Below are 26880 nucleotides of genomic sequence, written 5' to 3'. Positions count from 1 at the left end.
GTGGCAGCAGGGGATGTCAGCGGCGTGTCATGAATGTCACCCGTTGGCGGCGCGGGAGCAACACGCTGTCATGCCGGTGTCACGACAACCCGGCGCGGATCCGGCGACCTAGGGGCTTCCCAACCCAGAGCCCGACCATGCCGCCGATTTCCCGCGCCTTTCCCCGCACATCGTTGACCGCCGCGCTGCTCTCCATTCTCGCGCTGCCGGCCTACGCCGGAACACACTGCCAACGGGTCGACGACAGCGGCACGCCAGTGACCATCGACAGCACCGCGCCGGGCGACAACGCCCTGGCCTGCGGAACGGACGCCGCGGCGGTCGGCGAGGGCGCCACCGCGCTGGGTGCCGACGCGACTGCCGACGGTGCGCATGCCACCGCCATCGGCGGGTGGACGGATCTGGACGGGGACGGCCTGGTCGACGCCGACGAGATCACCTGGGCCAAGGGTGACAACGCGACCGCGCTCGGCGCCGCCGCCCAGGCGCAGGGTGCCGCCAGCACCGCCATTGGCGTACGTGCACTCAGCGCGACGGACGGCAGCATTGCCATCGGCAACCAGGCCGGCGCGGTGCATGCGGGTTCGACCACCAGCAGGACCACCACCTACACCCCGCCTGGCAGCCAGGCCTCGACCTCCACCACCCAGGCCACCACGGTCGCCGGCAGCAGCCAGAATTCCATCGCGGTGGGGACGGACGCGAGCGCCAATGGCAGCGATTCGATCGCCATGGGCACGGGTGCCAAGGTCCGCTCGATCAATGGCAGCGTCGGCTTCAGTGAGGACGCCGGCACCGCCGTGATCACCAAGGTCGAAACCCTGACCGAAGGCCCGGCGAAGAACTCCATGGCCATCGGCAACGGCGCGTCGGTCAACGGCGATGGCTCCATCGCTCTGGGCAACGGTGCCATCGTCGAAGGCAACAAGAGCGGCGGCACGTTTGCCGGTTCCTGGTCCAACTTCTCGGGCACCACCGCCGAGTCGGCGGTGAACTCCATTGCCATCGGCAACGGCGCACGCTCGCGTGGCAACAACAATGTGGTGATCGGCGCAGGTGCGGGTACCGGCGGGGACTATCTGTACACCCAGTTCAACCCCAACTGGCAGGGCGACCAGAATTCGACGGTGATCGGCGCTGCCGCCCAGACCATCCGTGGCCCCGGCACCGCGGTCGGCTACAGCACCATCGCCTACAACCCATACTCCACCGCAATGGGCTACATGTCCTACAGCCTCGGCGTCGGCTCGGTCGCGATCGGTGGCTGGCTGGACTGGGCCCAGGCGTTCGGCGGCACCCCGCGCGGTCCCGGTGGGATCAGCAACGCCTACGGCAAGGCCTTCGCCACCAGCCTCGGATCGACGGCGCTCGGCAGCGGCACGTATTCCTTCGGCAATTACGGCACCGCCGTAGGCGCCGCGGCGGCCACCGGCGACCGCGATACCGAGAACCCGGGCCCGAGCAGCATCATCCGCAACTACGACAGCACCGACCCCACCGTGGTGTCCGGCTCGTTCGCCGGTGGGTTCTTCGCCCAGGCTGCCGGCCGTTCCAGCGTCGCGATCGGTCGCGAGTCCAGTGCCGCCGATGCCGATGCGATTGCCATCGGCACCCAATCCGTCGCGTACGGCGTGGCCAGCATTGCGCTGGGCGACCAGGCCACGGCTACCTGGCACCGCAACATCGCCATCGGCGAGAACGCTTATGCCGATGGATACACCGGGACCGGCAACATCGCCTTCGGCCAGGACGCGAAAACCGCACCGGGCGTAGGCGGCGAAACCAGCAATGCGGTTGCAGTCGGCACCGCTGCGGTGGCCACTGAAACGGCTGCGCTGGCCATGGGCAGCGCGGCCCAGGCCACGGGTGTCGGTGCCACTGCCGTGGGCAACACTGCCATGGCCGTGGCCGACAGCAGCGCCGCCCTCGGCGATGGCAGCCAGGCCACCGCCGCGCAGGCCACCGCGCTGGGCAACCATGCCTATGCAGCGGGTGAGTCTTCGCTGGCCGCCGGCACCAACGCGTTCGCCCTCGGCGGCGGCAGCATCGCCAGCGGCTACAACAGCTATGCCGGCGAGACCGACGCGGTGGCCATCGGCAGCTACGCGGTGGTCGAAACCGCGGGCGGGGTGGCACTCGGCAGCGGCGCCACGGTCTTTGGAAGCAACAGCGTGGCCATCGGCACGAACTCCAGCGCCGATGCCGCCAATGTGGTTTCGGTCGGCAGCGTCGGCGCGGAACGCCGCGTGGTCAACGTGGCCAATGGCAGCGACGCCACCGACGCGGTGAACAAGGGCCAGCTCGATGCCGTGGTTGCCGACGTGGGCGGCACGCTGGGCGCCCAGCTCGACACGGTGGCCACCGCGCTCGGCGGTGGCAGCCGTGTGGGCGCGTCGGGCATCACCGCGCCCGGCTTCAGCTTCCAGGGCGGCGGCTACGGCAACGTGGGCAGCACGTTCGACGCCATCGATGCGGCGTTCACCGGCCTGAGCAGCCGGGTGGCGTCGCTGGAGACCGCAGGTGGCACCGCACCGCCGGTCGGCGGCGGTACCCCGACGGGCACCGGCAGCGGCCTGGCTGTCGGCACGGGCTCCAACGCCACCGATCCCAACGACACCGCGGTCGGCAACGGCGCGCGCGTGGCCGCTGCCAACAGCGTGGCCGTGGGCAGCAACGCCCTGGTGGACGCCAGCGCCGACAACGCGGTCGCGCTCGGCGCCGACAGCCACGCCAGTGCCAGCAACGCCGTTGCGTTGGGCCAGGGCGCGGTCGCCGACCAGGCCAACACCGTCTCAGTGGGCAATGCCACCCAGCAGCGTCGTATCACCCAGGTCGCGGCCGGCACCGCCGCCACCGATGCGGCCAACGTCGGCCAGGTGGAGCAGGGCGATGCCACCACGCTGGCCTCGGCCAACAGCTACACCGACAGCACCGCCACCCAGACCCTGGGCCGCGCCAATGCCTACACCGACACGCAGTTGCAGGGCCTCAACGACAGCTTCAGCGGCCTGCGCGACGACGTGAACCAACGCCTGAACCAGCAGGACAAGCGCCTGGATCGCCAGGGTGCGATGGGCAGCGCGATGATGAACATGGCCATCAATGCCGCCAATTCGCGCAGTCCGCGCGGTCGCGTGGCGGCCGGCGTGGGCTGGCAGAACGGCGAAAGCGCGCTGTCGGTCGGCTACTCCAAGGCGATTGGCGAACGCGTCTCGATGAGCATCGGCGGTGCCTTCAGCAGCGATGACCGCTCTGCCGGCATCGGCTTCGGCGTCGACCTCTGACCGTCCTTCAGCACGATCCCCTCCAACACGCGGTGCCCCGCACGGGCACCGCCATTTCCCTGCATCCAGGAATTCCGTCATGACTTTCCGTCGCACTGTTCTCAGCCTGCTCATCGCCGGCGCCTGCGCACCGGCCTTCGCCGGCAGCGTCGACCTGCGCTCGCTCGACGACGCCACGCTGTCGCCGCGCTTCATCGTCACCTATAAATCCGGCAGTGCCGAACGCCTGCAGCCAGCGGCGCGTCAGCGCTCGCTGGACGCAGCGACCCACCGGGCGCGTCCGCTGATGGGCGCCAGCATCGCCGGCCAGCAAGGCCGTGCCGACATCCGCGTCAACACGCTGCGCGCAACCTTCGGTGGTCGCCACGTGGTGCGCGCCTCGCAGCGGCTGGACCGCAGCCAGGCCGAAGCGCTGATGCGGGCCATCGCCGCCGACCCGAACGTCGAATCGGTCGCCGTGGACCCTCTCATGCATGCGGCTGCAGTGCCGAATGACCCGATGCTGTCATCGCACCAGATGTGGCAGTACGGCACCGGCGCTGGCGGCGCCCGCGTCACCACCGCGTGGGACGCCGGTGCGACCGGGGCAGGCGTGGTGGTGGCGGTGATCGACACCGGTGCCACCCACCATGCCGATCTGGAAGCCAACCTGCTGCCGGGCTACGACTTCATCTCCGACGCGTTCGTCTCGCACCGCGATACCGACGAGCGCGTTGCCGGTGGCTGGGACATCGGTGACTACAGCGCCGCCAACGAATGCGGCGCCGGCGCGTCCGCAAGCAACAGCAGCTGGCACGGCAGCCACGTATCAGGCACGATCGCCGAAGTCACCAACAACGGCCTCGGCGGCGCCGGCATTGCCTACAACGCCAAGGTGCTGCCGGTGCGCGTGCTGGGGCGCTGCGGTGGCTACACCTCGGATATCAATGACGCCATCGTTTGGGCCGCCGGTGGCCACATCGACGGCGTGCCGGACAACACCACGCCGGCAGAAGTGATCAACATGAGCCTGGGCGGCGCACACGACTGCGACAGCGACACGCAGGCCGCGATCAACACCGCGGTGAGTCTGGGCACGCTGGTGGTGGTGGCGGCGGGCAACGACAACGCGCCGGTGGCAGGCCATGCGCCGGCGAGCTGCGCCAACGTGGTCACCGTCGGCGCCACCGGCTATTCGGGGCAGCGCGCCAGCTACTCCAATTATGGTGCGGGCATCGACCTGGCCGCACCGGGTGGGGCGGGTACCGAGGGATCGCCCAATGGCTACGTCTGGTCGACCGTCAACAGTGGCACCACGGTGCCGGTCGGCGACACCTACGGCGGCTACACCGGCACCTCGATGGCCACTCCGCATGTGGCTGGCGTGGCGGCGCTGATGCAGAGCGTGGCGGCGCAGCCGCTGACGCCGTCGCAGCTGGAGGGACTGCTCAAGGCCACCTCGCGCGCATTCCCGGTCAAGCAGAGCCAGGCCAATGGCAGTGGCCTGCTGGATGCCGCCGCAGCGGTGGAGCGTGCCCGCAGCTTTGGGCAGCCCATCGACGGCATTCCGACCAGCCCGGGGACGGCAATGCTGCTCCCCGCGATGGCCGCCGGCCAGCGCGAGCTGTATGTGATCGACGTGGCCCCGGGCAAGAGCCGGATCGACATCACCACGTACGGCGGTCGTGGCGAAGTCCAGCTGCTGCTCGGCTATGAGGCCGACCCGCTGCCGAACCAGAATGCCGGCAGCTCTGCGCGACCAGGCGTCAACCAGGCCATCAGCGTGACCAGTCCGGCGCAGGGCCACTATTACCTGGCGGTCACCGCGACCCAGGACACCACCGGTGAGCGGCTGCTGATCAAGGTGAACTGATTGAAGGGACAGGTTGCCAGCGGTGTGCTGGGGCTCGCGCTGCTGGCGTTCACGGCCTGGCGCGTGACGGAGGGTCCGGCGGACCCTCTGCCCGCGCCGGACCGCGTTGTGCTGCACGCCGGCGACGATGGACGTGACGTGCGGCTGCATCGCGGGCAATGGCTCGCGGTGCAGCTGCCGGCGCATTCGGCCAGCGGCTACCGCTGCTGGCTGCAGGATTCAGGCGCGGGTGTGCTGGAGCTGGAACAGGAGCCGACGCGCCTGCGCGCGACCGATCCCTGGCTGTTCCGAATCGCAAGGTCGGGCCATTCCATCCTTCGTTTTGAATGCAGGCAGGAGATGCCGGAAGGGCCGGTGCGACAATTCACGTTCCGCGTGCGCACCGACTGAACCATGCAGGGTGGGCGTGTCGTAGGATGCGAAGTCCACCAGGAGCCATGAGACAGGCCCGGCACATGCGCGTTACCCGGTACCGATTCGGCGACTTCCAGCTCGATCCTGCATTGCGTGAGCTGAGCCGCTCCGGTGAACGCCTGGCGTTGCCGTTGAAATCGCTGGAGTGCCTGGCCTACCTGGTGGTCAACCGTGAACGCGCGGTTGGCCGCGACGAACTGGTGTCGGCGGTCTGGGGTCGCGCCGATGTCAGCGATACCGTGATCACCCAGACCATGCGGCGCGCCCGCAAAGCGCTGGATGATGCCGGCGACCGCCAGACCATGATCCGTACCGTGGCCGGATTCGGCTACCGCTGGGTGGCGCCTACCGAAGCGATCAGCGTCGATGTCGATGGTGCTGCCGAGCTCTCCACCGCATACGTTTCCGCTGAAGCCGTCGTGGTGCCTGCCATCGCGCCGACCACGCCTGTGGCGTTCGCCGAGCCGAAGATCGACCGTGCACCGCCGCCAGCGCGCCGAACGCGATGGCGCCTGGCCGCCATGCTGGGCACGCTGGCCCTGCTCGTCGTCGGCGGTGGCGTATTCATGCATGTCGTTACGCGGCCACCGCCGGTGCGACCGATACTGGCCGACGCCAGCGTCATCGTGCTGCCCGTGACCGTGGAGGGGAGCCAAGCGGAATACAGCTGGGTGCGGCTGGGCGCCATGGAGTACGCCGCCGACCGCTTGCGCGCCGCGTCCCTCAGCGTCACGCCGACCGAACAGACGCTGCATCTCAGCGCAGCAACGGGGGAGGGCGGCGACCTCGACGCGCTGCTCGCGCGCAGCGGTGCGCACTGGCTGCTGGTACCGGTGGCGGAGCGCGCGGGGCCACACTGGCGCGTAAGGCTGCGCTCGCTTGATGGCAGCTCCGACACCAGCGTGGAAGCCCAGGGCGACACGCCGCTGCAGGCGATGGCGGTTGCCACCGATACCTGGTTGCGCCGCGTGCACCGCGCGCCGGTGCAGGTAGCCGCGCCTACGCCGCTGCAGGAACGCCTGCAGCGCATTGACGCCGAACTCGATGCCGGGCAGCTGGAGGCGGCGCGCGAGCAGATCCTGGGCGCACCGCCCGGGGCGCGCGACGAGCCGCCCATGCTGGTTCGCGAGGGGCAGCTGGAGTATCGGGCCGGCCGCATGGACGCGGCCCAGGCGCTGTTCGCGCGCGGGCTGGACCATCAGCCGCCTGCCGAACCACGCGTCCGTGCCAAGGCGCTGATGGGCCTGGGTTCGGTGGCGCTGCGCCAGTCACGGCCGGCCGAGGCACAGCGCAGCTACACCGATGCGCTGGAGGTGCTTGCCGACACCAGCACCGGGAGCGGTGATACGGCGCTGCTCGGCAACGCCTACAACGGTCGCGGTGTGGCGCGGATCAAGCTCAATGACCTGGAGGGCGCAGTGAGCGACCTCGGCATGGCACGCATCGCCATGCGACGCAGTGGCGACATGGTATCGGCGGCGATGGTCGGCTCCAACCTCGGCCGGATCGAGGGCATCCGCAATCACTGGCCCCAGGCGATACAGGAATTTGAAAGCGCCAATGCGGTATTCGAGCGCTTCCAGGTGCACGACTACCTCGCCGCCACACTGGCCGCCGAATCCGAGGCCTACCTGGAACTGGTGCAGCCCGCCGAAGCCAGCACCCGCATCGAACGGGCCGCCGGCCTGCTGGCCAGGATCGAGGACACCACGCTCATCGGCGTGGTGAGGGCGACGCAGGCTCGGGTCGCGATCGCCAATGGCAAGCTGGATACCGCGGCCACGGCGCTGAAGGCACTGCCTCCCGCGCCGGGCGAGCGCAGCACGGGCACGTTGCAGATGGCAGTGGCATTGAGCCGTGGAGACCGCGGCAATGCCGCCCGGCTGGCGAAGCAGGTGCCGGCCTCCGCGCAATCGCCCGATTTCAACGGCGTCACCATTCCGGTGCAGGCCGCTGGCGCTGCCCTGGTCGCACGCAGCTGGCTGAAGCTGTCGGTACCGGAGCAGGCAGCGCCGAGCGCCGAGACCGCGACCGATCCAGCGGCCGCTGCATTTGCCGCCGCCGTGGTCGAGCGCCGCTTCGGCAACGCCGGTTCCGCATTGCCTCTGGCCAACGAAGCGCTCGCCGTCGCCGACCGCGAAGGCAGCCCGAACGACCGGGTCCGCGCCAACGTGCTGCGCGCACTGGTGCTGCTGGATGCGAGGCAGATACAGGACGCCACTGCAGTGCTGGGTGAACTGGACGGCTACGCCAGCGCCGACTACCGCGTGGCCTGGCTGGCCTGGACGCTTTACAACCGCCGCGGCGATACCGACATGGCCCGTCATGCATTCACCCAGGTGCAGGCCCTGCGAGGGCAGCGCATGCTCGCGGTGGAGCCGCTGCTGTGATGCCACACGCGACGCATCTGCAGGGCCCGCTCAGTGCGCGGGAAGCCCCTGGCTGCGGCATCACGTAAATTTACTGAGCCGGTTTGCGTAGTTCAACGCTGGCTGCGCCGACAGCACGCCACCACCCTGTTCCTACTGCTGCCCGAGCAGCGCTCGTGGGACCCGCGTCATGCCCAGCCAAGCTTCCGCCATCCAATGGGTCGAATGGTCGGCCCTGGGCATCGAACTGCTGGCGATCGCTCTGATCGTGGCCACGATCCTGGTGTCCACTGCGGTCTACGTCGTGGCGCTGGCGGTGCATCACCAGGACCGTGCCGACAGCTACGAACGCTACCGGCGGCGGCTGGGGCGCGCCCTGCTGCTCGGCCTGGAGATCCTGGTGGCGGCCGACATCGTCCGCACGGTGGCGCTGGACAGCACCCTGAATGCGATTCTCTCGCTGGGGCTGCTGGTCATCATCCGCACCTTCCTGAGCTGGTCGGTGGTGCTGGAGGTGGAAGGATTCTGGCCGTGGAAACGGCCGCCGGAACGTGGCGGCATACGCCGCGAAGAGTAACCGCCACGTGCCGGGCAGGCGGTCAGCCGCCGCGTCGAACGCCGAAGATGACGTCCTTGCGACGCATGTCCAGCAGCTGGGAACGGGCCAGCACGATCTCGTCGTCGGTATCCCAGACGACTTCCTTGAGGTCGCCACGCAGCTCGCGCTTGGCGGAGATCGTGTCATCCCAGGCGCTGCTGTCGGTGACGATGGTGACGGTGTCCGCCTCGACCTTGATGACCTTCAGCAGTCCGTAGGCCTTCTCGCCCGGGACCTGGAACTCGGCCAGTTCGGACAGCTCCGCGGCGTACAGGTCGCCGACCCTCGGATCATTCAACTGTGCGGTTTCGTCTGTGGCAGCGGCACCGCCGACACCGCCGACACCGCCGGAGCAGGCCGTCATCAGGGACAGGGGGCCGAGCAGAACGGCGAGAAAAACAAGCTTCTTCATGAGGGATCACACAAGGTAGGGAAGGGGCGGTGTCGGTGGGCCACGTCGCGCGGCCGGATCGGAGGGCGCGGGCTCATCCGCTGTTTCGTGTCACCCGGCGCCGATACTCGCGCACGTTGTCCCCGCGGATCCGCGTCTCCTGCGTGCCGTTGTTGGTATCCACGAGGTGGTCCGAGCCGGTGATGGGCTTGGCCTCGACGGTGGTCTCACGCTCGAAGGCGTGCGACTTGTCGGTATTGCGGTAGTACCGGTACAGCGCCCAGTACAAGGCCGTTGCGCTGGCAGGGCCAGCCAACAGCAACCAGAGTCCACTTTCGTCGCTCATGAGGCCGCTACCAGGAACCAGAGGGTGAGGGCTTCAACGATCGTGCCGGTGGTGAGCGCGGCCAGCAGCAGCTTCCACTGCTGCACCGGCACGCTGCCCATGGTTTCACCGGTGCGGCCGTTGACCGCGATGTAGTGCAGCATGCCGCCGTTGCGGCCGGGCTGGTGGTACGAGTACAGCCATACCGGCAGGTACATGGACACCCAGCGCGTGCCGTGCACGTCCACGCGCTCCTGCTCCCAGCGCACGCCACGGTCGTAGCGGCGCACCGAGCCCTCGACCTGGGCGCGGGCGATGGACAGCAGCTGGTCTTCCAGGCGCGGCCGCATCTTCTCCACGTCCAGCGTGCGCTTCTCCGAGGTGAAGCCCAGCAGGTACGACGCGTTCCACTTCAGCGCGTTCTTGGTATCGAACGGCAGGATCGTGTTGATGATGTTGTTGGTGTTGGTCTTCGTATCGAGATTGCCACGCTCGGCGGACGATTCCAGCGGCAGGTCGTCCACCGTGAAGTCCACCCCGCGCTCCACCTGGTACACATCGGCGTCGTAGTAGGTCTTCTTCTTGTCGCCCTCTCCGCGCGTGTACTCGCCCGTCTTGATCTCGCCCTTGCCGGACACACTGGCGCTGACGTTGCTGTCCACGATCATGTACGGCATGTAGACGCCCACGACGTTCTCGGGCGTGAACTGGTCCTTGAACGCCTTCAGCGCGAACATCCGGCGCTTGTCCACGAACTGGCGGATGCGCGCAACGGCGTCATCCTTGGCGATCCGGAACGGCAGCACCGCATCCGGCACGGCGCCGTTGGCGACCTGCTCGTTGACCCCGAACACATGGCGGCACCAATGGCAGCGTGCGGTCATGGTGGTTTCGGTGTTGATGGTGACTTCCGCGCCGCAGCCGGTGCACTTGAAGCTCATCAGGCTGGCGGTGTCGGCCTGGATGTCGCGTGCGCCGGAGGCGATGACCGTACCGCGCAGCTGGTCGATACCGGCGCCCAGGCCGAATTCGTCCTCGACCAGCGCGCCATGCCATTCGTGACGGCAGAACTGGCAGACCAGCACATCGGTGCCGATCTTCAGGCGCACGTCGGTGGAGCCGCATTTCGGACAGCGGTTCAGGCCGTCCTTGAGTTCCTCGGCACTGGTATCGAGGGCGACCGGATCGGGCGCCTCGATCTCGGCACGGATCGGGTCGGGCAGGGTGGCCGGATCCAGCGGAAAGCTGCCCGGCAGGGGCGGGACATCGCGCGGCGAGCCGGGGCCGGTAACGGCGCCCGGCAACGGCGGCGGACCCCCGGGCAACGGGGGCGGGGTTCTGGGGTCGGACATGGTTATCGTGCGTCCGCCTTACAAACCCAGTGCCTTGGCCTTGAGCGCGTTGTAGTCGTCCTGGGTGATCAGGCCGAGGTCCAGCATCTCCTTGGCCTTGGTCAGCTTGGCCACCGTATCGTCCGCCGCAGGCGCCGCCGGGGCGACCGGCTGCTGCAGGTTGCCGGCACCGAACATGCCCGACGCCATGCCCACGCCGACCAGGCCCGCCGCACCGCCGTTCTCGCCGGCGGACTGGATGCCCTGGGCCACGCTGGCCTGCAGGTTGGAGTTGCCACGGCCGCCGGACAGCGCATCGGCGCGCTGCACGGTCTTGAGCAGTTCGCGGGTATTAGCGTCGTACTCGATCGAGACGATGGCGGTCTTGACGATGGCCAGGCCACGGTCCGACTTCCACTGGTAACCCTGCTCAACCGCCGCGGAAAGACTCTGGGCAAAGCCCAGCGAATCCTGCTGCAGCTTGGTGATGCGGTTGCCCTTGCCCGGATCGTTGGTATACAGGCTGAAGGCCGGCGCCAGCGAACCCACCACTTCGTTGAACAGCTGGCTGGCCGCGGCGTTGTCCATGTCGGTGAAGTCGAACACCTTGCCCGGCTGCAGGTACGCAGCCGGCACGAAGTTCTTCACGAACAGGATCGGGTCGACGATCTTCAGCGTGTACGAGCCGCGCGTGATCGCGCCGACCTGCGTATTGAGGAAGCCATCGTCCCAGTAGATTTCGGACTGCGTACCGAAGCGGTTGTCCGGCAGTTCCTTCAGCGAGACGAAGAAGGCCGCCTGCTGCCCACCCGGCTGGCCGCCGAACTTGAAACGCTCCCAGCTCTGCTTGATCAGCGGGGTGACGATGCCGTCGCCGGCGAAGATCGACTGCGAGTTGAGGTCATCCGAGCGCCACTCGTAGCCACCCGGCTCGGCCACGAAGCCGGTGATCGCGCCGTCCTGGAACAGCAGCAGCCCGTAGCCTTCCGGTACGACGATCTTCGAGCCGTTGGTGATGATGTTGGACGAGCCGCTGGTGTTGGACCCGCGCCCGGCGTTGGTGCCCTGCGGCACGGCCGCGAACAGCGCCGCGGTGGACGGCAGCCCGGCCGGCACGGTGTAGAAGTCCTTCCACTGGTCGGCCAGCACGCCGCCGACTGCACCCTTCACCGCTTGAATAAGACCCATGACCCGCTCCCTGTGATCCAAGGACGGGCACCACGCCCGCCACGATGGTAGAACTATAGCAGCGCGCCACGACCCGGGGATGGACGTTTCCGGCAGGGGGAAGGACGGATGCGGGGCTAAACCGTTGCCGGTGCCTGGGATGTCCCCCTGAAGGGGGGCTGACCTTGTCCGGCGCGCCGCCGGTCAGCCCATCATTCTCGTCGGGTTGTCTGACGGCGTAAGCTTTCGGTTCTTCGAGCCGGATGACAGCAGTGTTCTGAAATGGCGTGGCTATCCTGAGAACAAACCATGACTACGTTGATCGCTTCAGCCTATGAGCATGCACCGGGTTTTTTCCGGAGTACTTACTATTGTGTAGGGCCGGATGAAAGCTATTGCCGTGCAGTGAATCTGACGGTTCTCCTGTTGATTTTAGATCTTGATCATGAGCTGTTTGAGGAAGTGGCCCAATTGCTCCGCACGATGGACGATCCGGGGCGCGAGGCTTCGGTCACGGGGCAGGCGAATTGGGGTTGCAACGTAGTCGCGATCTGGCTTGACCCACCCGTTGCGAACCCAGGGTTTGCTTGTTTTACAAATGATATCTACCCCGAACTCGACGTGGGCGGAGAGCCGCCCCAGTTTTCCCGCGCGCAACTTTCCACCATTTTGAATCACTGGAACTTCTTCAAGGCAGAGATTTCTGCGCACGGCATGGAGGCAATGTCTGGAAGGAAGTTTGAGGTTGCGCTCAATGGTGACGTTCGTGCTTGATGTTGTGGACCGGCCAGGATTTCGTAGACATCTCAGAGCCCTAATCAATGGTAGCGAGAGAGAGGTCTATGGCGAGCAAGCAGTACACGGATGAGTTCAAGGCCGAAGCGGCCAAGCAGGTTGCCCAAAGGGGCTTTGCTGTAGCCGAGGTTGCCAAGCGGCTGGGGGTTTCATCCCACAGCCTTTACCATTGGTCTACAAGGCCAAGAGCGAAACCTTGGCGGGCACACCCGAGGGGTCGATGTTGCGCACGCACAAGGACTCAGCCGAGGTGCGCGGAAATTGCCATGACAACGTGGTGGCTGAGAGCTTTTTCAGTGCACTGAAGAAAGAGCGGATCAAGCGACGGATCTACCCGACGCGGGCCGAGGCACGCTCGGATGTATTCAAATACATCGAGATGTTTCACAACTCAATCCGACGCCATGGTTCCGATGGCAACCTGGCCCCTGTAGAGTTTGAACGGCGCTACGTGCAAAGCGGCTCATGAATGTCTACGGAAGTCTGGCCGGTCCAGGGCGATGCTGCGGGGTTCATCAATGGGGCAAGCGGATTTGCGCCGGTTGACCGCGCGAGACTTATACTTGCGGACATGGGAGTGCACCCGCTGCCACACAGTGTCGTACTCAGGAGTGACTCCACCGTGCTTAATGAGGCCGCGCCCAAGATGACAGCTCAGCAGATTGCCGAGTTCATGCGACGTGCAAAGCAGGAAGATTGACGTGGACAGAGGTGTCGTGTTTTTTGTAGATACAATTTTGCTGGCTAGAGATGGTGGGAGAAATTACGTCGGATATGTGAACTCGGGTGGATCTATTTCGCTTGGTGACGTTTTTCATGTTGCTTATGTGATTCCGCGTACAATTGAAGACGTTCGTATGGAAAGGCCGCTGTCTTCCCCGGTAAACGTCAGAAGCGTTTGCTTGTCAGTTGAGAGCATCGAGGTCATGAGGCAGAAGCTCCAGCAGCTCAACCATGGAATCACGGCAATAGTTAGGCTTGCCGGTAAAGGCGATGATATTGTTCTGCAGGGTGATTGGTTGAGTACCGCCCAGGTCTAACGTTGCAGAGCTTCATCGAAACGCCTTGCTGACGTCTGAAGCGTCGTGAGCCTTCTTGGCAGGCTGATTGGAAGAACGTGGCTACGACCCCAGGGCAAAGCTAGATGAAGACCATTCATGTCGATGAGCTGCGTGAGATCGCGCGACGTCTGACGCAGAAAGAGCTTGAGGGATACGTTATTCCTGATGAAATTCGCGGCTCGCTGGTGTTGACAACTCTCTTTGAAGGTGATGATCGTGTCTTTGTGCTCTATGTGCCAGGTGAGCTTAGAAAAGACGCCCGCGTCATTGCTCGCACCACTGTGAATGCAATAACTGGAGCAGCGTCAGTGGATGTGTCCGGGCTGTCAAAGGCGTAGGATTTGATGAAGGATTCCAGCCTGCGGCGCGCGGTTGCTGGCACCCATGTTCCTTACCGGAAATCGCGAGAATGAATGCCACTCCATGGCAGGAAGCATTGGAAGATCTTTTTGCAGGCGCTATCAATCAAGAGCCGCTGGATGTGGCGTTGAACCAAGTCGCGGAGTTGACTGTAATTGATCCGTCCTACCACGAAGAGGTGATTGGTGCGCTTGACGTTGCTATTGGTCTTGCGGAACAGGGCAGTGTTGAAATGCTTCCGGCCATCAACAAGAGTGGATATGGCGCGATTGACGTGAACTCCGCACACTTCCTTTTATGCTATGTAAAAAAGGTTTACCTGGAAGAGCTAGTCAAAGTTCGCAAGCTTCGATGCGCATAGAAAATATGCTTGAAGAGAAGGCTCACTGGCAGCAGATCAAGCCCGCGCTACAGGCCGGTGGTGCAGGCCGTATCGACGAAGCGATTCGTGAGCTGGACCATGGCGTCTCACTTCCGCAGTCGATTCCCGCACTTGCGACTGACATGAGGAATCCGCGCTGTACTTCTGGCCGAAATGTGCACTTTGGGATGATGACGCTCACATCGAATGGTTCGACTCGAAAAGTGCTGCCCGAGAGTTTGTTGAACAGAACATCCTCAATGTCGAGAGTGCCACCAGATCCGACTTGGTCGGGTGATGCCGAGGGTGCGCCCGTTGACTGTCCGTCCATTGGCTGCGCTCGAATGGCGTTCAGTCAAGTGGGTACTGTGCCGCCAGGTGCATGTGATGGGAACTCGCAGAGGTTTCAGGCGATCAACCATGTCTTGAGAGGTTTGGTAAGGCGGACTGCGTTGGAAGCTCACTCTCTGGGGGGGGCGTGATGGGCAAGATGGAGAAACAGTAAGATGACCGACGTAAACGTTCCTTTGTTCGAGACGTTTGAAGCGACGCTCGCTGAATTTATGAAGGATGGCTCTGTATCTGCGGTTCGTTGCGAACGGTGCGAAGTGATGATTGAGATCGCTGCGCCGAATCAATCCGGGATGATTGTGAGATGCAGTTGCGGCGCCTATAACGATAATTTGCGCGGACTCTGCGGAGATCCGGTAGGCAGCTCGGGGTATCTGTTGACGCAATCCATGAAGTGCGGGAAATCGCCGCCAGCCGCTGCCCCCAAGGTCGGGCGCGCGGCGCTGGCGGGAGAGAGGGTGGCGCTGACGCAGGTGACGGTCAAGTGTTCTTCGTGAATCCGGATAGTCGAGATCGCCCATGATGAAGCATGCGGATGTTGGTATTGTTCCCGTAGGTGGCCTGCAGCAGACTGCCGAGCTGCTTGGGGAGGTGCTTGGTTGTTTTGCTTTTGTTGAGGATGTTGACGGTATTTTTGATGAGTACCCAGCATATGTAGCAGTGGTGGGCGACCATCAGTACTCGCTACTGGGTCCGCCTGCTCCCGAGGACGATGTGAGGAGCGAGCCGAGTGCGCATTTTCAGCTGAAACTGGAACCGGTTTCTTATGTCGAGGGCGAGATGAACGTAGATGTAGCTGAAGGAATCATCTCAAGAATCACCGCTGACGGCAGAGTTCAGTGCTATTCACTTGATTGAATTTTCCAGTCGCTCTCGACGGATCTCCGGCTCAGTAGTTCTGATAGGTTTCTTCGAAGCCCGGGTTCTTGGCTCGGTACTTGATCCACGACGGCCACGCCAAAGTGGCCTGGCTCTTGCAGCACTGCTTTGGAGACAATTCGGGCCAACTTGAGGGCTACAGGTGATGGCGAGCGGTAAAACGTACCTTTATTGGATAAAACAACTGCCCGAAGCGGATAGTGATTTGTCGTCGGCAGCGTGTCCATCGTGTGGCAATGTCGGCCTGAGGTTTCAGTACTTTGGCCCGGATTCAGGACAGTTCGGCTGGAAGATAGTCTGGTGTGAGACTTGCTGGTCTGGCATCAATGTATCTCGCATCAGACTTCCCGACTCAGCATTCGTGATCCGCTCTGAGAGTCAGTACAGAACCTGCGAGCCGACCATCGATCGCATTGATTTGATCCTGGAGTGAATGTAGGCATTTGACCTAAGGGGCAAAGAGTCGATCTCAGCTCGGTCGAATTAAGGGCGACCTCATCGCAGAGAGGGAGCGCAACACCGGTCAGGTATGGCCAACGTATTTGCAGCCTGTGTACAGCAAGTCGGGGGAAGTCAGCAGAAGGGTTGGCCAGCACTATGAAGCCCATCATGTCATAGAGCTGGGCTATGGCGGTCCAAATGAATGGTGGAATATTCATCCGGCGAGGCACCCTGATCAACACCAGATGGGCATCCGCGGGGCAGGGTCGCCTGGTAGAAATCTATTCGTAAGGTGAGGCGATAGTGACTGATTACGGGCAGTTGAACGATATTCAAGGCGTAGGCGCTCTATTGAAGAAGCTTGCCTCCGTTTCGAGCGAGAAGACAGTGTCGTTGCAGGAACAGTATCCCGGGCTGCCAGAAGACTATATTGGGTTCCTTTTGCGCATCGGTGCCGGCGAAGTTGGAAGCGAAAACTACATGATCTATACGGGGCTGATTCCGGCTGAAGAGATATACGGTGAGAGCAAGCAGGTTAGAGGCGTACTGCTGTTTGGAGATGACCTCTGTGGCTTTGCTGCTGGCTTCGATTCCCAGACTTGGCGGGTCGTTGAAGTTGACACGGAACATGCGACACCAGTCGACGCAGCACCTGACTTCGCGACATTCATAGCGCGAAAGCTCAGTGAGATTGCGTCGTGGCAGTAAGTTCGGGCGATCGTATCGCCTCTTCCGCGATGGGCAGGGCCTTCTCTGCCTTTGCGTCATGACGGGCGGCTTTGCGCTGTACGAGGTTGCTTTCCCGCTCTCGGCCAGCGAGCAATCCGGATATGCGGAACACGGCAAGGAATTTCTCGATGCGCTGGCGTACAGGGCATCGAGAGATCCGGGTTCATACGTCGGCCGATAGCGGCCATGCCAGCGTGCCGCAAAATGTGCGCCGCGCTTGCCGCACGTGACTTACGGCAGATCGCACTTCATCTTGCCGTCCACGTAGTAAGGCTTTGGCACATTCGGGTTCTCGCTGGTCTTCTCGAACACCACCTCGAACGAGTCCGCATCCGGCGTGCCCTTACGGTCGGTGCAGGCCTCCTGCAGCTTCTTCTTGACCGCGGCAATGCCCGCGTCACGGTTGGCGCCATCGGCGCTGTTGGTCAGGTTGGCAACCTCGGCGTAGGCGAGGGAACTCATGCCGAGCAGGCATCCGGCGAGAACGGCAGTGTGCAGCTTCTTCATTGCGACTCCTTTGCAGTGTGAAACGCCGGGCGCAGTGCCCTCGGCGCGTTGTCAGCATAAGGAAGTCAGGTTAAGGCCCCGTGGGCGTGGATCGCCGCTCCCTGCGGCGGCGCTCATACAACTTCATGTCGGCGCGGTTGATGGTGTCGGCCACCGTCTCCGGCGGTCGGCTGATCGCGCATCCGCCGGAGAACCGCACCGGTGCCGTATGGGCGCGCGCCTGATAGTCCGCCTCCAGCGCCTGCAATCTGCCGAGTGTGGCGCCTGGCACGAACACCAGGAACTCATCGCCGCCCAGTCGCACGACCACCTCGTTTTCGTCCAACGGCGCGGACAGGAACGCGGCGAACTCGACCAGCACCGCATCGCCATGCGCATGGCCCTGGGAGTCGTTGATCTCCTTGAAGTGGTCCAGGTCGAACACCAGGCAGCCCCATGCTTCCAGCTGCTGCTGTGCGAGCTCGGCCAGGTAGCGGCGGTTGAACGCGCGGGTGAGGGGATCGCGGATGGCCATCTCCAGCAGTTGCCGCTCCTGCAGGTGCTGGGTGGTGATGTCTTGGGCGTGGCCGAGCACATACGGCGGATCCGCCTCGGTATCGAGCACGTTGTGGTAGGCCCAGTAGCGGCGTGACCCATCTTCGGCCACCAGCTCCATCAGCCCCGAATCGCTCTGGTTCTCCCGCACACGCTGCAGGTAGGCCTGCAGCTGACCCTGCTTCTCGCCAGGAATGATCTCGGTCAGCGAGCGCCCCAGCAGCTCCGCTTCCGGCCGGCCCAGCGACAGCGAGGCGGCCGGGTTGACCGAGGTGATCACGCCGTCCAGCGTGTGCGTGCAGATCAGGCCAAGGCTGTGCTGGAACAAGCGTCGGTAGCGCGCCTCGCTCTGCGCCAGTGCGTCGGTGGCCGAGCGTTGCTCGGTCACGTCCTGGATGGCGCCGATCAAGCGTGCGCCGGCCGCGTCGTCCACGCGTTGGCCGACGATATGCAGCCAGCTGCGCTCGCCGCCCAGTGTGGTGGCGCGCACGGTCAGGTCGATGGCGGTGCCGTCGCGGGCGCAGGCGGCGATCGCGTCCTGGAGTTCAACCCGGCTCGTGTCCGGGTAGAACGAGAGTGCCGCGCCCAGGTTGGGGTCAAAGTCCTCTGGTACGCCATGGATCAGGCGGGTTTCCCGGGTCCAATCCAGTGCGTTGCTGTCCAGCGCCAGCTCCCAGCCGCCCACCTTGGCCAGCGTGTTGGTGCGCTCCAGGAAGGCCTGGCTGCGCTGCAGCTGGCGGTGCAGGCGGTTGCTCTCGGCAATGCGGTTGAGCAGGCTGGCGCGCTGTTCCATGCCGATCGCTGCGACCCGCGCCAGCCACGCCAAGGCCTCGCGCTGTGCCGCCGTGGCCACGCCGGGCTCTGGGTTGAGCAGGCACAGCGTGCCGATCCGGCTGCCGCCCTCCAGCCGGATCGGCGCGCCCAGGTAATGGCGCACATAAGGCGGGCCCACCACCGTGGGATTGGTGGCGAAGCGCGCATCCTCGCGTGCGTCGTGCACCTCCAGGACGCTGTCCGACTGGATGGTCCACGTGCAGAACGAGATGTCGCGTGCGGTTTCGGTGACGGCCTCCAGGCCCACATGCGCCTTGAACCATTGGCGGTCGCCGTCGATCAGGGAAATCATCGCCACCGGCATGCCGGTCATCGCATGCGCGGCGCGGGTCAGGGCATCGAAGAACGGTTCTGGATCCGAATCCAGTATCCGCAGGGACTCCAGGGCAGCTTGACGGGCGCGTTCGGTCATCCGATCCCTCCACAGCGTGTTGGGCGCGACCCTCCGTCGCGCCTGTGACCATCCTAGGTAGCGGCGCGGCAGCGGCTGGTGAAAACCCGGATTCGTTTCGTGCATGTAATGTTATAGTGTAACTATAGCAGCCATGATCCATGGCTGTCCCCTGACTTTCATTCGTGATGCTGCCCCTGACATGAAGATCCACGCTCTGGTGACGGCCGTTGCCGCCGTCCTGTTCGCTCCCGAATCCCGTGCCCAGTCGTCCGACTCGGCCCTCACGCTTGGCAAGGTGGACGTGCACCAGCACACCGAAGGCCAGCTCACCGCCCACCAGGTGCTGACCTCGGTGGATGTGCTGGGCGCCGACCAGATTGAAGACAAGAACGTGTCGCACAGCTGGGAGCTGCTTGGACAGATGCCGGGCATCCAGCTGACCGAAACCCGCCAGGGTGCCGAATCCGGCAAGGTCAGCTTCCGCGCGTTCAACGGCGAGGGCTACCTCAATGCCATCAAGACCCTGATCGACGGGATCCCCAGCAACGTCAACAGCGGCAACCAGCGCTTCATCGACATGCTGTTCCCGCTGGAGATCAGCTATATCGAGGTGGTGCGCGGCACCAACGACCCGCGCTATGGCCTGCACAACATCGGCGGCAACGTGAACTTCGGTACCCGCCAGGGCGGCAGCTACACCGACGCGCGGCTGGGCTATGGCAGCTACAACACCCGCGATGCGCAGCTGGCCATCGGCCGCGAGAGCAACGGCTTCGCGCAGAACTACTTCATCGGCAGCCAGGCATCGGACGGCTACCGCGACCACGACACCTCGCGAAAGTATGCGCTGGGCGGCAAGTGGTTCTACGGCTCGCTCGACGAAGGCATGCGGATCGGCCTGAGCGCACGCGCCTACCACCACGAAGCGGACGAACCCGGGTTCATGACGGCCGAGGAGCTGCGCACCGACCGCCGCGGCTCGCAGTTGCGCAATGCCAATGACGGCGATGACCGCGACATGCGCCAGATCGGCATCCACATGGACCTGAAGCTGGCCGACGCGCTGTTCCTGGGCAGCAAGCTTTACTACAACCGCTACGAAGACGATCGCCGGGTGACTTTCAGCGACCTGCCCACCGGCAATGCGCCCCGACAGCGCCGGGTGTGGGATGAGAAACAGACCGGCATGCTCACCACGTTGACCTGGCAGCCGGGTGCCGCCCTGACGCTGGAGGGCGGGGTGAATGTCGAGCACCAGGACAACGGCTACATCCGCGAGCGCTTCAGCTACGCCGAGCCCACCGACTTCAGCGCCGCCCCGGCACGCGTGCAGAACAACGACCGCCACACCTTCGACAACTGGGGCGCCTACGTGCAGGCGATCTACCAGCCCATCGAGGCGTTGAAGATCGTGCCGGCCTACCGCGTGGACCGTTTCGACGGCGACACCCGGCTGCCGGGCGGCATCACCGGGCAGCTGCAGCGCTACGGCAGCATCGAGCAGCCCAAGCTGAGCGTGGTCTATGCGTTCACCGACAGCACCAATGTGTACGCCAACTGGGGCCGTACCTTCCAGGTGCTCACCGGCTCGACGGCGCCGGCCTATCTGACGCCGGGCCAAGGCCCCATGAGCCCGTCGACGAATACCGGCATGGAGTTGGGCATGAAGTTCAGCCCGTTCGCAGGCAGCCAGGCGCGCATCGCGGTGTGGCAGCAGGATGCGGCCAACGAGATCTCCAACATGCCGGCCACCGGCACCACGGTGACGCTGGGCAAGACGCGCCGTCGCGGTGTCGACGCGCAGATCAGCGCACAGGTTGGCGAGAAGTGGACCGTGTGGGCCTCGCATGCGTACCAGGAGGCCAAGATCGAGCGCGATGGTCGCGATGCCAGCCTGTCGCTGGAGGGACGCGAAGTTGCCGCCACCCCGCGTTACATCAGCAACATCGGTTTGGACTACCAGGCCACCGGGGCGCTGCAGCTGGGCCTGCAGGGCAGGGCGCAGGGCGACTACTACCTGGAAGAGCGCAACGTTGCCGGCAAGTACGGCGGCTTCGCGGTGCTGGACCTCAGTGCGCGCTACCAGCTCAACCCGCGCTGGAGCGTGGACCTGCAGCTGAAGAACGCCACCGACCGCCAATACGACTATGCATGGTATGACAGCTTCTTCTGGGAGCAGCCGCAGCCGATGTTCTCGCCGGCAGCGGGGCGTTCGTTCTTTGTCGCGTTGAACATGAAGCTCTGAGCGGCAAGCTGGTCATGCCGTTCTCACTGGCGCTGGGCGGCATCTTCCTGGCGTTCGGGCGCAAGCTCTCCGCCGTGTTCTTCGCTGCCTACCTCATCCAATACCTGGTTGCGTACGGAACCAGTGGCCGCATGGACCTGGTGAGCGTTGCACTGGTATTTGCCTTCCTGGCCTATGCCCTGTGGCGATGGAAGACGGGCCACCTCAGCGGGTGGCCGCGTCCCCGGCGCGGGATCAGAACCGCGCCGTAGCGCCCACGAAGAAGGTGCGCGCACCGCCGTCGTAGTTGTTGCCTTCATCCACGGTGGACACATCGCCCACGTTCAACACGCCCGCGCGTAGGGTCAGGTGCTCGTTGACGTCGAACCCGCTCACCAGGTCCCACGTGGTGTAGGCCTTGGCGAAGGTCGGGCTGGTGCTGGAGACCAGCTGCTTGCCGATGTGCTGGGCGCTGACGTTCAACGACCACGCATCGGTGACCTGCCAGTCCAGCGCCGTGTTGGCCGTCAGTTCCGGCACCACCAGCAGCGTCGCACCGGTCGTGCGGTTCTTCGATTCCAGCATGCGGGTGGCATTGGTGGTCCAGCTCAGGCGCTCGTGCAGCGGAACGGTGACGCTGGCCTCCACGCCGCGCGTGCGCGCCTTCTGGATGTTCTGCGCCACCGTCCACCAGAAGCCGTTGACGAAGCTGGAGTCGTACCCGGCGATATCGCGCAGCGGTACCTGCTCGATCTTGTCGTCGAAGTTGGTCAGGAAGTAGGTGGCCGACGCGGACCAGCCGCCGCGGTCGAAGCCGACGCCCAGCTCGTAGTTGGTGCTGGTCTCCGGTTCCAGGTTCGGGTTGCCCGCCATGTAGCAGCCGGTGGTGCCATCGGCGCTGACCGAGCGGTTGGTCCAGCCTTCTACGGTCAGGCTGCGGCAGCCATTGCCGCCCGACTGCGTGGCCGCACCGGCGCTGCCCTGCTTGAGGTTCGGTGCGCGGAAGCCCTGCGACACGCCGCCACGCACCGTCCAGTCATCCGACGGATGCCACACGCCGTAGATGCGCGGACTCAGGTTGTCGTCGTAGTTTTCGGTGTTGTCCCAGCGCAGGCCGAGGGTCAGGGTGAAGCGCTCATGCAGGGTGATGTGGTCCTCGGCGAACAGCGCCCAGGAATCGGCCTCGTTGGTCGGGCTGATCCGGCCACTGCCACTCCAGGTCACCGGCACGGTGCCGATGGTGTCGGTGTTCTGCAGCTCTTCCCGCTTCCATTGGCCACCCACGTTCAAGCGATGCTCGAACCCAAGGTGGAAGCCGGTGGCGAACGCGGTGTCGAACACGGTTTCCTTGGAGTGGTTGCCCACCTGGCTGCCCTTGTCCTCGTAGTCGTTCTGGGTCAGCGTGGACTTGGACGTGCTGGCATCGCCGTAGCGCCCGTCATGGGTGACCACGTAGCCGGTGTGCACCAGCTTGGACAGGCCCCATGCGCCCACGTCGCCGTCACCGCGGTTGCGCTGCACACCGTGCGTGGCCTCGAACCCGACCGTGTGGTCGTCGTTGATCGCCCAGTTGAGCAGGGCATTGGCGTTCTCGGCCTTGCTGCCCGGCGTCTGTCCGCGCGCACGGTCCGACTCGCGGTCGGTCACGTTGGCGCCCACGCGCAGGCCCAGGCGGTCGGTCAACGGACCACTGAACTGCGCGCCCATCTGGGTGGTGTTGCCGCGGTCGTCTGCATCGGGCCGGCTGTAGTTGAAGGTCACCGAGCCACCCCATTCCGGGGCGATCTTGCGGGTGATGATGTTGATCACCCCGCCCATCGCATCCGAGCCGTACAGCGACGACATCGGGCCGCGCACCACTTCGATGCGCTCGATCATGTCCGGCGAGAGCCAGTTCAGATCCTGCGGGCCGAGGTCGTCCCGGTAGTTCACGCCGGACGAATTACCCTGGCGGCGGCCGTCGATGAGGATCAGCGTGTACTGCTCGGGCAGGCCGCGCAGGCGGATCTTGGACTGCGCGCCGGACAACGCGTAACCGCCGGTGACACCCGGCACCGTGCTGAGCAGCTGGCCGATGCTGGAGACCGGCTTGCGTTCGATCTCTTCGCGGGTGATGACGCTGATGCTGGCCGGCGCGTCCTTGATCCACTGCTGGGCGCCGGTGGCGGTGACCACGACCGTGTTCATGTCCTTGGCGTCGGCAGCGACGTCGCCGGCGGCGTGGGCCTGGGCGGACAGGGCCAGAGTGATGGCGGCCGTGAGCGCGGCCATCGAATGGGTAAACGTGGGGGAGGAAAGGTGCATCGAGCAAACTCCTGAGTAAGAGGGTCCGCTGGCGATGGCTGGGACGTCCGTGTAGGGAAACTGAAAACGTTCACAATGCTATCACGAATCATTCGCATTAGACACACACTGACATGCGCCGGGGCGCCGGCCACTGGCCGGCGTTCGCAACGTCTGCACGGTTCAGGACGCCGGCCAGCGGCCGGCACTACAGGTCGGCACGGTGCAGATGCCGGCCAGCGGCCGGCACTACACGGGGGCGCTCACCAGTCGGTGGGCGCGTAGTCCTTCAGGAACTGGCCCCACACGTGCTCGCCGGTGTTCACGCCGTGGATGATCGGGTCGACGATGCGTGCGGCGCCATCGACGATGTCCAGCGGCGGGTGGAAGCGCTCCTCTTCCACCTTGCGCGCGGCGATGTCGGCCGGATCCTCATCGGTCACCCAGCCGGTGTCCACGCTGTTCATGTGGATGCCGTCGTTCTGGTAATCGGCCGCCGAGGTGCGCGTCATCATGTTCAACGCGGCCTTGGCCATGTTGGTATGCGGGTGGCGGGTGGTCTTGAAGTTGCGGTAGAACTGGCCTTCCATCGCCGACACGTTGACGATGTGCTTGTCGCGGTCGGGCGTGCGCAGCATCAGCGGCTTGAGGCGCGCGTTGATGATGAACGGCGCGATCGCGTTGACCAGCTGGGTTTCCAGCAGTTCCACCGACGGTACTTCCGCCATCAGCAGGCGCCACGAATTGCGACCGCGCAGGTCCACCTGCTGCAGGTCCTGGTCCAGCCGGCCTTCGGGGAACAGGTGCTGCTGGCCCAGCAGTTCGTCGGCCAGCAACGGCACCTGCGACAGCTCGGCGGCACGGGTCAGGCCGTCGGCACCGGTCGCGCTGCGGTCCTGCAGCGCCGGCACGGCATCGTCCGAGCCCAGGCTCAACATCTCGGCGCTGCGCAGGCCCTCGTACTCGCCGACCAGCTTCCGGATCGTCTCGGGCAGGTCATGCAGCGCGGCGGTCTCGCCGGCCATCATGTGCGCGTAGAACTGCGGCGGGCGGCGCACCGTCTGGCAGGCGTTGTTGATGATGAAGTCCAGGCGCGTGCGCGTGGCCAGCAGCTCGTTGCAGAACGCCTCCACGCTGGGCGTGTGGCGCAGGTCCAGGCCGTACACCTGCAGGCGGTGTCCCCATTCGGCGAAGTCCGGCTCTTCGGCATACCGTGCGGCCGAGTCGCGCGGGAAGCGCGTGGTCACGATCAGCTCGGCGCCGGCGCGCAGCAGCTTCAGGCCGGCCTGGTAGCCGATCTTGACCCGGCCGCCGGTCAGCAGCGCCACGCGGCCGCGCAGGTCGGCGGTCTCGGTGCGCTTGACGAAGTTCAGCTCGGCACAGGCCGGGCACATCTGGTCGTAGAAGTGATGCAGCTGGGTGAACTTCTGCTTGCACACGTAGCAGTGGCGAAGCTCCGGCGAATGCACCGGCTCCGGCGCGGCAGCGGCCCCTTCGCCGTTGTGCGCGTCGTGCAGCCCGGCGGCATGCGGCGGGAAGTAGTTCGGGGTGCTGAACACCGGCTTGCGGCGCAGGGCGCGGATGCCGGTCTGCTCGAGCAGCGCCTCGGCCTTGCGCACCTTTTCGTGATGGCGCGCCTTGGCCTGCTGCTTGAGCTTCTGCCGACGCGCCTTGGGTTCGGGGTGGTAGACCTTCGCCACCACCTGGTGGAAGCGCACCCGGTCGTCTTCCGGCAACGTGTCCAGCACGCCGCGGTCGGCCTCGATGGCCTCCAGCAGGTCCAGCGCGGCACGCAGGCGGTCGGTCAGGGGCAGGTCGTCCTGGGGCAGGTCGTCGGCGGGAGCAGAGGCGATGGCGTTCACGTTGGATCCGGAAGTAACGGCGGGGTGGCGGCCGGCAAAGCCGTCAACCGCGCGGAAGCCGCCCCTGCCATGGCAGGCGGGGGCGTTCAGAGGGCCGCTATTCTCCCTGATCCGGGCGTTTCATGCTGGAAGGGGCTGAACAGCCCCGTTATTCAGCATCCTCGCCGCCGTGGGCGGCCGTCGGGTCATGCGCCCCCTTGGCGGCTTTGGCCTCGTCCTGCAGGTGCCTGCGCACCTTGGCGGCCTGGTCGGCCGTGACCGCGCCTGCGCTGTTGCCGAAGTCCTGGCGGATGAAGGTCGCCAGCTGCGCGATCTCCTGGTCCGACAGCCGCTCGGAGAAACCCGGCATGCCCAGGTTGGATGGGCGCTGGGCGGTGGAGGGCAGTGTGCTGCCGGCCAGCAGCAGCCGGATGACCGAGGTCGGGTCGTCGGCCAGCACCGTCGGGTTGCCGGCGATGGCCGGGAACACGTGGGTGTAGCCCTTGGCATCGGTGCGGTGGCAGGCCGCGCAGTTGTCCACGAACAATTCCGCGCCACGGCTGTCGTTGATGCCGGCCTGGAGCTTGCGCGCGGTGGCGTCGCTGGCGGTATACGCCGATGGATCGCGCGGGCTGGCAGGCAGTTGCTTCAGGTACACCGCCATTGCCTGCAGATCGTCGTCGGTCAGCTTCTGGGTGCTGTGGGTGACCACATCCGCCATCGGCGTGCCGACCACCGCGCTGTGCGCATTGCGCGCGCTACGCAGCGTGTCCACGATGTCCTGCGTGGACCAGCGGCCCAGCCCGTCGGCGGGATTGCCGCGCAGGTTCACCGCGTTCCAGCCGTCGATCACCTGGCCACCGGACAGGTAGGCGCTGCCCGATTCGTCCAGCGCCTTCTCCTGCAGGGCGAACCCGCGCGGGGTGTGGCAGCTGCCGCAGTGCCCGAGGCCCTGCACCAGGTAGGCACCGCGTGCGAGCTGCGGGTCGGCGTAGCGACCGGGATCGAACGCGACGGTGTCCGCGTCGGGTGCGAACGTCTTGCGCCAGATCGCCAGTGGCCAGCGCATCGACAGCGGCCACGGGATCTCAACGTCGCGGTTGGCTTCGCGCACGGGCGCGATGTCGCCGTGCAGGAAGTAGGCGTGCAGGGCCCGCACGTCCTCGTCGGTCACGCGCGCATAGGACGGGTACGGCATCGCCGGGTACAGGGTGCGGCCATCGGGGGCGATGCCGTGGCGGACGGCGCGGTCGAAGTCATCCAGCGAATACGCGCCGATGCCGGTGTCCTTGTCCGGGGTGATGTTGGTGCTGTAGATGACGCCCAGCGGCGACGCCACCGGCAGGCCGCCGGCGAACGGCTGGCCGCCTGGCCGCGTGTGGCAGGCGGTGCAGTCGCCGGCGTCGGCCAGATAACGGCCGCGCTCGATCAGGGCGGCGTCGGGTGCGGGGCCGTCCGCCAGCACGCGGGTGCGGGTGGGAATGAAGGCGTAGGCCAGCGCCGCAAGCAGCACCACCAGGCCGATCACCACAATCCAGAGCAGCAGCTTCTTCAT

The 26880-nt window shown here is 65.3% G+C and carries 24 protein-coding genes and 1 pseudogene; 16 read left to right on the top strand and 9 right to left on the bottom strand.

Annotated features, from left to right (window positions below; genetic code table 11):
- The first annotated feature begins 137 nt into the window (after positions 1–137).
- The 5 genes from AC3ITN_RS10450 (at position 138) to AC3ITN_RS10430 (ending at position 8496) form a co-directional block, all read left to right on the top strand.
- Positions 138–3284 (top strand): YadA-like family protein, encoded by a 3147-nt coding sequence (locus tag AC3ITN_RS10450; RefSeq protein ID WP_489390426.1) that lies wholly within the window; start codon positions 138–140, stop codon positions 3282–3284.
- 79 nt (positions 3285–3363) lie between these two features.
- On the top strand, positions 3364–5136 hold the full coding sequence (locus AC3ITN_RS10445) for a S8 family peptidase (RefSeq protein WP_489390425.1): 1773 nt from the start codon (positions 3364–3366) through the stop codon (positions 5134–5136).
- A complete protein-coding gene (locus AC3ITN_RS10440; RefSeq protein WP_489390424.1) occupies positions 5137–5526 on the top strand; it encodes a hypothetical protein in 390 nt (129 codons plus the stop codon).
- Between the two features lie 65 nt (positions 5527–5591).
- On the top strand, positions 5592–7940 hold the full coding sequence (locus AC3ITN_RS10435; protein WP_489390423.1) for a winged helix-turn-helix domain-containing protein: 2349 nt from the start codon (positions 5592–5594) through the stop codon (positions 7938–7940).
- Between the two features lie 169 nt (positions 7941–8109).
- Positions 8110–8496, top strand: coding sequence for a DUF1622 domain-containing protein (locus tag AC3ITN_RS10430; RefSeq protein WP_313341323.1), 387 nt, complete (start codon positions 8110–8112; stop codon positions 8494–8496).
- A 22-nt stretch (positions 8497–8518) separates the two neighbouring features.
- Here AC3ITN_RS10430 and AC3ITN_RS10425 read toward each other — a convergent pair whose 3' ends face one another.
- The 4 genes from AC3ITN_RS10425 to AC3ITN_RS10410 all read right to left on the bottom strand — a co-directional run bounded on the left by AC3ITN_RS10425 (position 8519) and on the right by AC3ITN_RS10410 (position 11752).
- Complete coding sequence (locus AC3ITN_RS10425) at positions 8519–8929, bottom strand: hypothetical protein (protein ID WP_489390422.1); 411 nt, start codon at positions 8927–8929, stop codon at positions 8519–8521.
- A gap of 73 nt (positions 8930–9002) precedes the next feature.
- On the bottom strand, positions 9003–9254 hold the full coding sequence (locus AC3ITN_RS10420) for a hypothetical protein (RefSeq protein ID WP_313341329.1): 252 nt from the start codon (positions 9252–9254) through the stop codon (positions 9003–9005).
- Complete coding sequence (locus tag AC3ITN_RS10415; protein ID WP_313341332.1) at positions 9251–10585, bottom strand: TFIIB-type zinc ribbon-containing protein; 1335 nt, start codon at positions 10583–10585, stop codon at positions 9251–9253. Before AC3ITN_RS10415 ends, AC3ITN_RS10420 begins: the two co-directional genes overlap by 4 nt.
- An 18-nt stretch (positions 10586–10603) precedes the next feature.
- On the bottom strand, positions 10604–11752 hold the full coding sequence (locus AC3ITN_RS10410; RefSeq protein WP_489390421.1) for an SPFH domain-containing protein: 1149 nt from the start codon (positions 11750–11752) through the stop codon (positions 10604–10606).
- Between the two features lie 288 nt (positions 11753–12040).
- Here AC3ITN_RS10410 and AC3ITN_RS10405 point away from each other — a divergent pair, with 288 nt between their 5' ends.
- The 9 genes and pseudogenes from AC3ITN_RS10405 (at position 12041) to AC3ITN_RS10365 (ending at position 16687) form a co-directional block, all read left to right on the top strand.
- Positions 12041–12505 carry a hypothetical protein gene (locus tag AC3ITN_RS10405; protein WP_489390420.1) on the top strand — a complete coding sequence of 155 codons (465 nt, stop codon included), beginning with the start codon at positions 12041–12043 and terminating at the stop codon, positions 12503–12505.
- Positions 12506–12552: 47 nt separating this feature from the next.
- Complete coding sequence (locus AC3ITN_RS10400; protein WP_489390419.1) at positions 12553–12831, top strand: transposase; 279 nt, start codon at positions 12553–12555, stop codon at positions 12829–12831.
- A pseudogene (locus AC3ITN_RS10395) lies at positions 12780–12995 on the top strand (IS3 family transposase); the annotation flags it as partial. The gene AC3ITN_RS10400 and the pseudogene AC3ITN_RS10395, both read left to right, overlap by 52 nt.
- A 232-nt stretch (positions 12996–13227) precedes the next feature.
- Complete coding sequence (locus AC3ITN_RS10390; protein WP_313341344.1) at positions 13228–13566, top strand: hypothetical protein; 339 nt, start codon at positions 13228–13230, stop codon at positions 13564–13566.
- 104 nt (positions 13567–13670) lie between these two features.
- Positions 13671–13925 carry a hypothetical protein gene (locus AC3ITN_RS10385; protein ID WP_313341347.1) on the top strand — a complete coding sequence of 85 codons (255 nt, stop codon included), beginning with the start codon at positions 13671–13673 and terminating at the stop codon, positions 13923–13925.
- A 71-nt stretch (positions 13926–13996) separates the two neighbouring features.
- A complete protein-coding gene (locus AC3ITN_RS10380; protein WP_313341350.1) occupies positions 13997–14308 on the top strand; it encodes a hypothetical protein in 312 nt (103 codons plus the stop codon).
- 506 nt (positions 14309–14814) lie between these two features.
- A complete protein-coding gene (locus AC3ITN_RS10375; RefSeq protein WP_489390418.1) occupies positions 14815–15156 on the top strand; it encodes a hypothetical protein in 342 nt (113 codons plus the stop codon).
- A 22-nt stretch (positions 15157–15178) separates the two neighbouring features.
- Positions 15179–15517 carry a hypothetical protein gene (locus AC3ITN_RS10370; RefSeq protein WP_489390417.1) on the top strand — a complete coding sequence of 113 codons (339 nt, stop codon included), beginning with the start codon at positions 15179–15181 and terminating at the stop codon, positions 15515–15517.
- Positions 15518–16282: 765 nt separating this feature from the next.
- A complete protein-coding gene (locus AC3ITN_RS10365) occupies positions 16283–16687 on the top strand; it encodes an SMI1/KNR4 family protein (protein WP_489390416.1) in 405 nt (134 codons plus the stop codon).
- A gap of 252 nt (positions 16688–16939) precedes the next feature.
- Here the strand turns inward: AC3ITN_RS10365 and AC3ITN_RS10360 are convergent, their stop codons facing one another.
- On the bottom strand, positions 16940–17215 hold the full coding sequence (locus tag AC3ITN_RS10360) for a hypothetical protein (RefSeq protein ID WP_489390415.1): 276 nt from the start codon (positions 17213–17215) through the stop codon (positions 16940–16942).
- A gap of 70 nt (positions 17216–17285) precedes the next feature.
- Positions 17286–18995 (bottom strand): sensor domain-containing diguanylate cyclase, encoded by a 1710-nt coding sequence (locus AC3ITN_RS10355; protein WP_489390414.1) that lies wholly within the window; start codon positions 18993–18995, stop codon positions 17286–17288.
- Between the two features lie 181 nt (positions 18996–19176).
- Here AC3ITN_RS10355 and AC3ITN_RS10350 point away from each other — a divergent pair, with 181 nt between their 5' ends.
- Both AC3ITN_RS10350 and AC3ITN_RS10345 read left to right on the top strand, forming a co-directional pair.
- A complete protein-coding gene (locus AC3ITN_RS10350) occupies positions 19177–21222 on the top strand; it encodes a TonB-dependent receptor (RefSeq protein ID WP_489390413.1) in 2046 nt (681 codons plus the stop codon).
- A gap of 14 nt (positions 21223–21236) precedes the next feature.
- A complete protein-coding gene (locus AC3ITN_RS10345; protein WP_489390412.1) occupies positions 21237–21473 on the top strand; it encodes a hypothetical protein in 237 nt (78 codons plus the stop codon).
- On the opposite strand, the gene AC3ITN_RS10340 is transcribed toward AC3ITN_RS10345, so the two are convergent.
- The 3 genes from AC3ITN_RS10340 to AC3ITN_RS10330 all read right to left on the bottom strand — a co-directional run bounded on the left by AC3ITN_RS10340 (position 21457) and on the right by AC3ITN_RS10330 (position 26880).
- On the bottom strand, positions 21457–23505 hold the full coding sequence (locus AC3ITN_RS10340) for a TonB-dependent receptor domain-containing protein (protein WP_489390411.1): 2049 nt from the start codon (positions 23503–23505) through the stop codon (positions 21457–21459). The two genes, AC3ITN_RS10345 and AC3ITN_RS10340, sit on opposite strands and share 17 nt — an antisense overlap.
- Positions 23506–23747: 242 nt before the next feature.
- Positions 23748–25313: an SDR family NAD(P)-dependent oxidoreductase gene (locus AC3ITN_RS10335; protein WP_489392913.1), complete on the bottom strand. Its 1566-nt coding sequence runs from the start codon at positions 25311–25313 to the stop codon at positions 23748–23750.
- Between the two features lie 181 nt (positions 25314–25494).
- Positions 25495–26880 carry a cytochrome c gene (locus tag AC3ITN_RS10330; RefSeq protein WP_489390410.1) on the bottom strand — a complete coding sequence of 462 codons (1386 nt, stop codon included), beginning with the start codon at positions 26878–26880 and terminating at the stop codon, positions 25495–25497.

The sequence above is a fragment of the Stenotrophomonas sp. KH_036_B genome (assembly GCF_057839485.1).
This window is presented reverse-complemented; position numbering and strand designations above follow the sequence as displayed.

Coding starts and splice junctions, on each gene's coding strand:
- AC3ITN_RS10425 (WP_489390422.1), bottom strand. CDS start 8,929: ATGAAGAAGCTTGTTTTTCTCGCCGTTCTGCTCGGCCCCCTGTCCCTG.
- AC3ITN_RS10330 (WP_489390410.1), bottom strand. CDS start 26,880: ATGAAGAAGCTGCTGCTCTGGATTGTGGTGATCGGCCTGGTGGTGCTG.
- AC3ITN_RS10360 (WP_489390415.1), bottom strand. CDS start 17,215: ATGAAGAAGCTGCACACTGCCGTTCTCGCCGGATGCCTGCTCGGCATG.
- AC3ITN_RS10445 (WP_489390425.1), top strand. CDS start 3,364: ATGACTTTCCGTCGCACTGTTCTCAGCCTGCTCATCGCCGGCGCCTGC.
- AC3ITN_RS10400 (WP_489390419.1), top strand. CDS start 12,553: ATGGTAGCGAGAGAGAGGTCTATGGCGAGCAAGCAGTACACGGATGAG.
- AC3ITN_RS10430 (WP_313341323.1), top strand. CDS start 8,110: ATGCCCAGCCAAGCTTCCGCCATCCAATGGGTCGAATGGTCGGCCCTG.
- AC3ITN_RS10420 (WP_313341329.1), bottom strand. CDS start 9,254: ATGAGCGACGAAAGTGGACTCTGGTTGCTGTTGGCTGGCCCTGCCAGC.
- AC3ITN_RS10380 (WP_313341350.1), top strand. CDS start 13,997: ATGAATGCCACTCCATGGCAGGAAGCATTGGAAGATCTTTTTGCAGGC.
- AC3ITN_RS10370 (WP_489390417.1), top strand. CDS start 15,179: ATGATGAAGCATGCGGATGTTGGTATTGTTCCCGTAGGTGGCCTGCAG.
- AC3ITN_RS10350 (WP_489390413.1), top strand. CDS start 19,177: ATGAAGATCCACGCTCTGGTGACGGCCGTTGCCGCCGTCCTGTTCGCT.
- AC3ITN_RS10345 (WP_489390412.1), top strand. CDS start 21,237: ATGCCGTTCTCACTGGCGCTGGGCGGCATCTTCCTGGCGTTCGGGCGC.
- AC3ITN_RS10375 (WP_489390418.1), top strand. CDS start 14,815: ATGACCGACGTAAACGTTCCTTTGTTCGAGACGTTTGAAGCGACGCTC.
- AC3ITN_RS10340 (WP_489390411.1), bottom strand. CDS start 23,505: ATGCACCTTTCCTCCCCCACGTTTACCCATTCGATGGCCGCGCTCACG.
- AC3ITN_RS10410 (WP_489390421.1), bottom strand. CDS start 11,752: ATGGGTCTTATTCAAGCGGTGAAGGGTGCAGTCGGCGGCGTGCTGGCC.
- AC3ITN_RS10385 (WP_313341347.1), top strand. CDS start 13,671: ATGAAGACCATTCATGTCGATGAGCTGCGTGAGATCGCGCGACGTCTG.
- AC3ITN_RS10435 (WP_489390423.1), top strand. CDS start 5,592: ATGCGCGTTACCCGGTACCGATTCGGCGACTTCCAGCTCGATCCTGCA.
- AC3ITN_RS10415 (WP_313341332.1), bottom strand. CDS start 10,585: ATGTCCGACCCCAGAACCCCGCCCCCGTTGCCCGGGGGTCCGCCGCCG.
- AC3ITN_RS10405 (WP_489390420.1), top strand. CDS start 12,041: ATGACTACGTTGATCGCTTCAGCCTATGAGCATGCACCGGGTTTTTTC.
- AC3ITN_RS10355 (WP_489390414.1), bottom strand. CDS start 18,995: ATGACCGAACGCGCCCGTCAAGCTGCCCTGGAGTCCCTGCGGATACTG.
- AC3ITN_RS10450 (WP_489390426.1), top strand. CDS start 138: ATGCCGCCGATTTCCCGCGCCTTTCCCCGCACATCGTTGACCGCCGCG.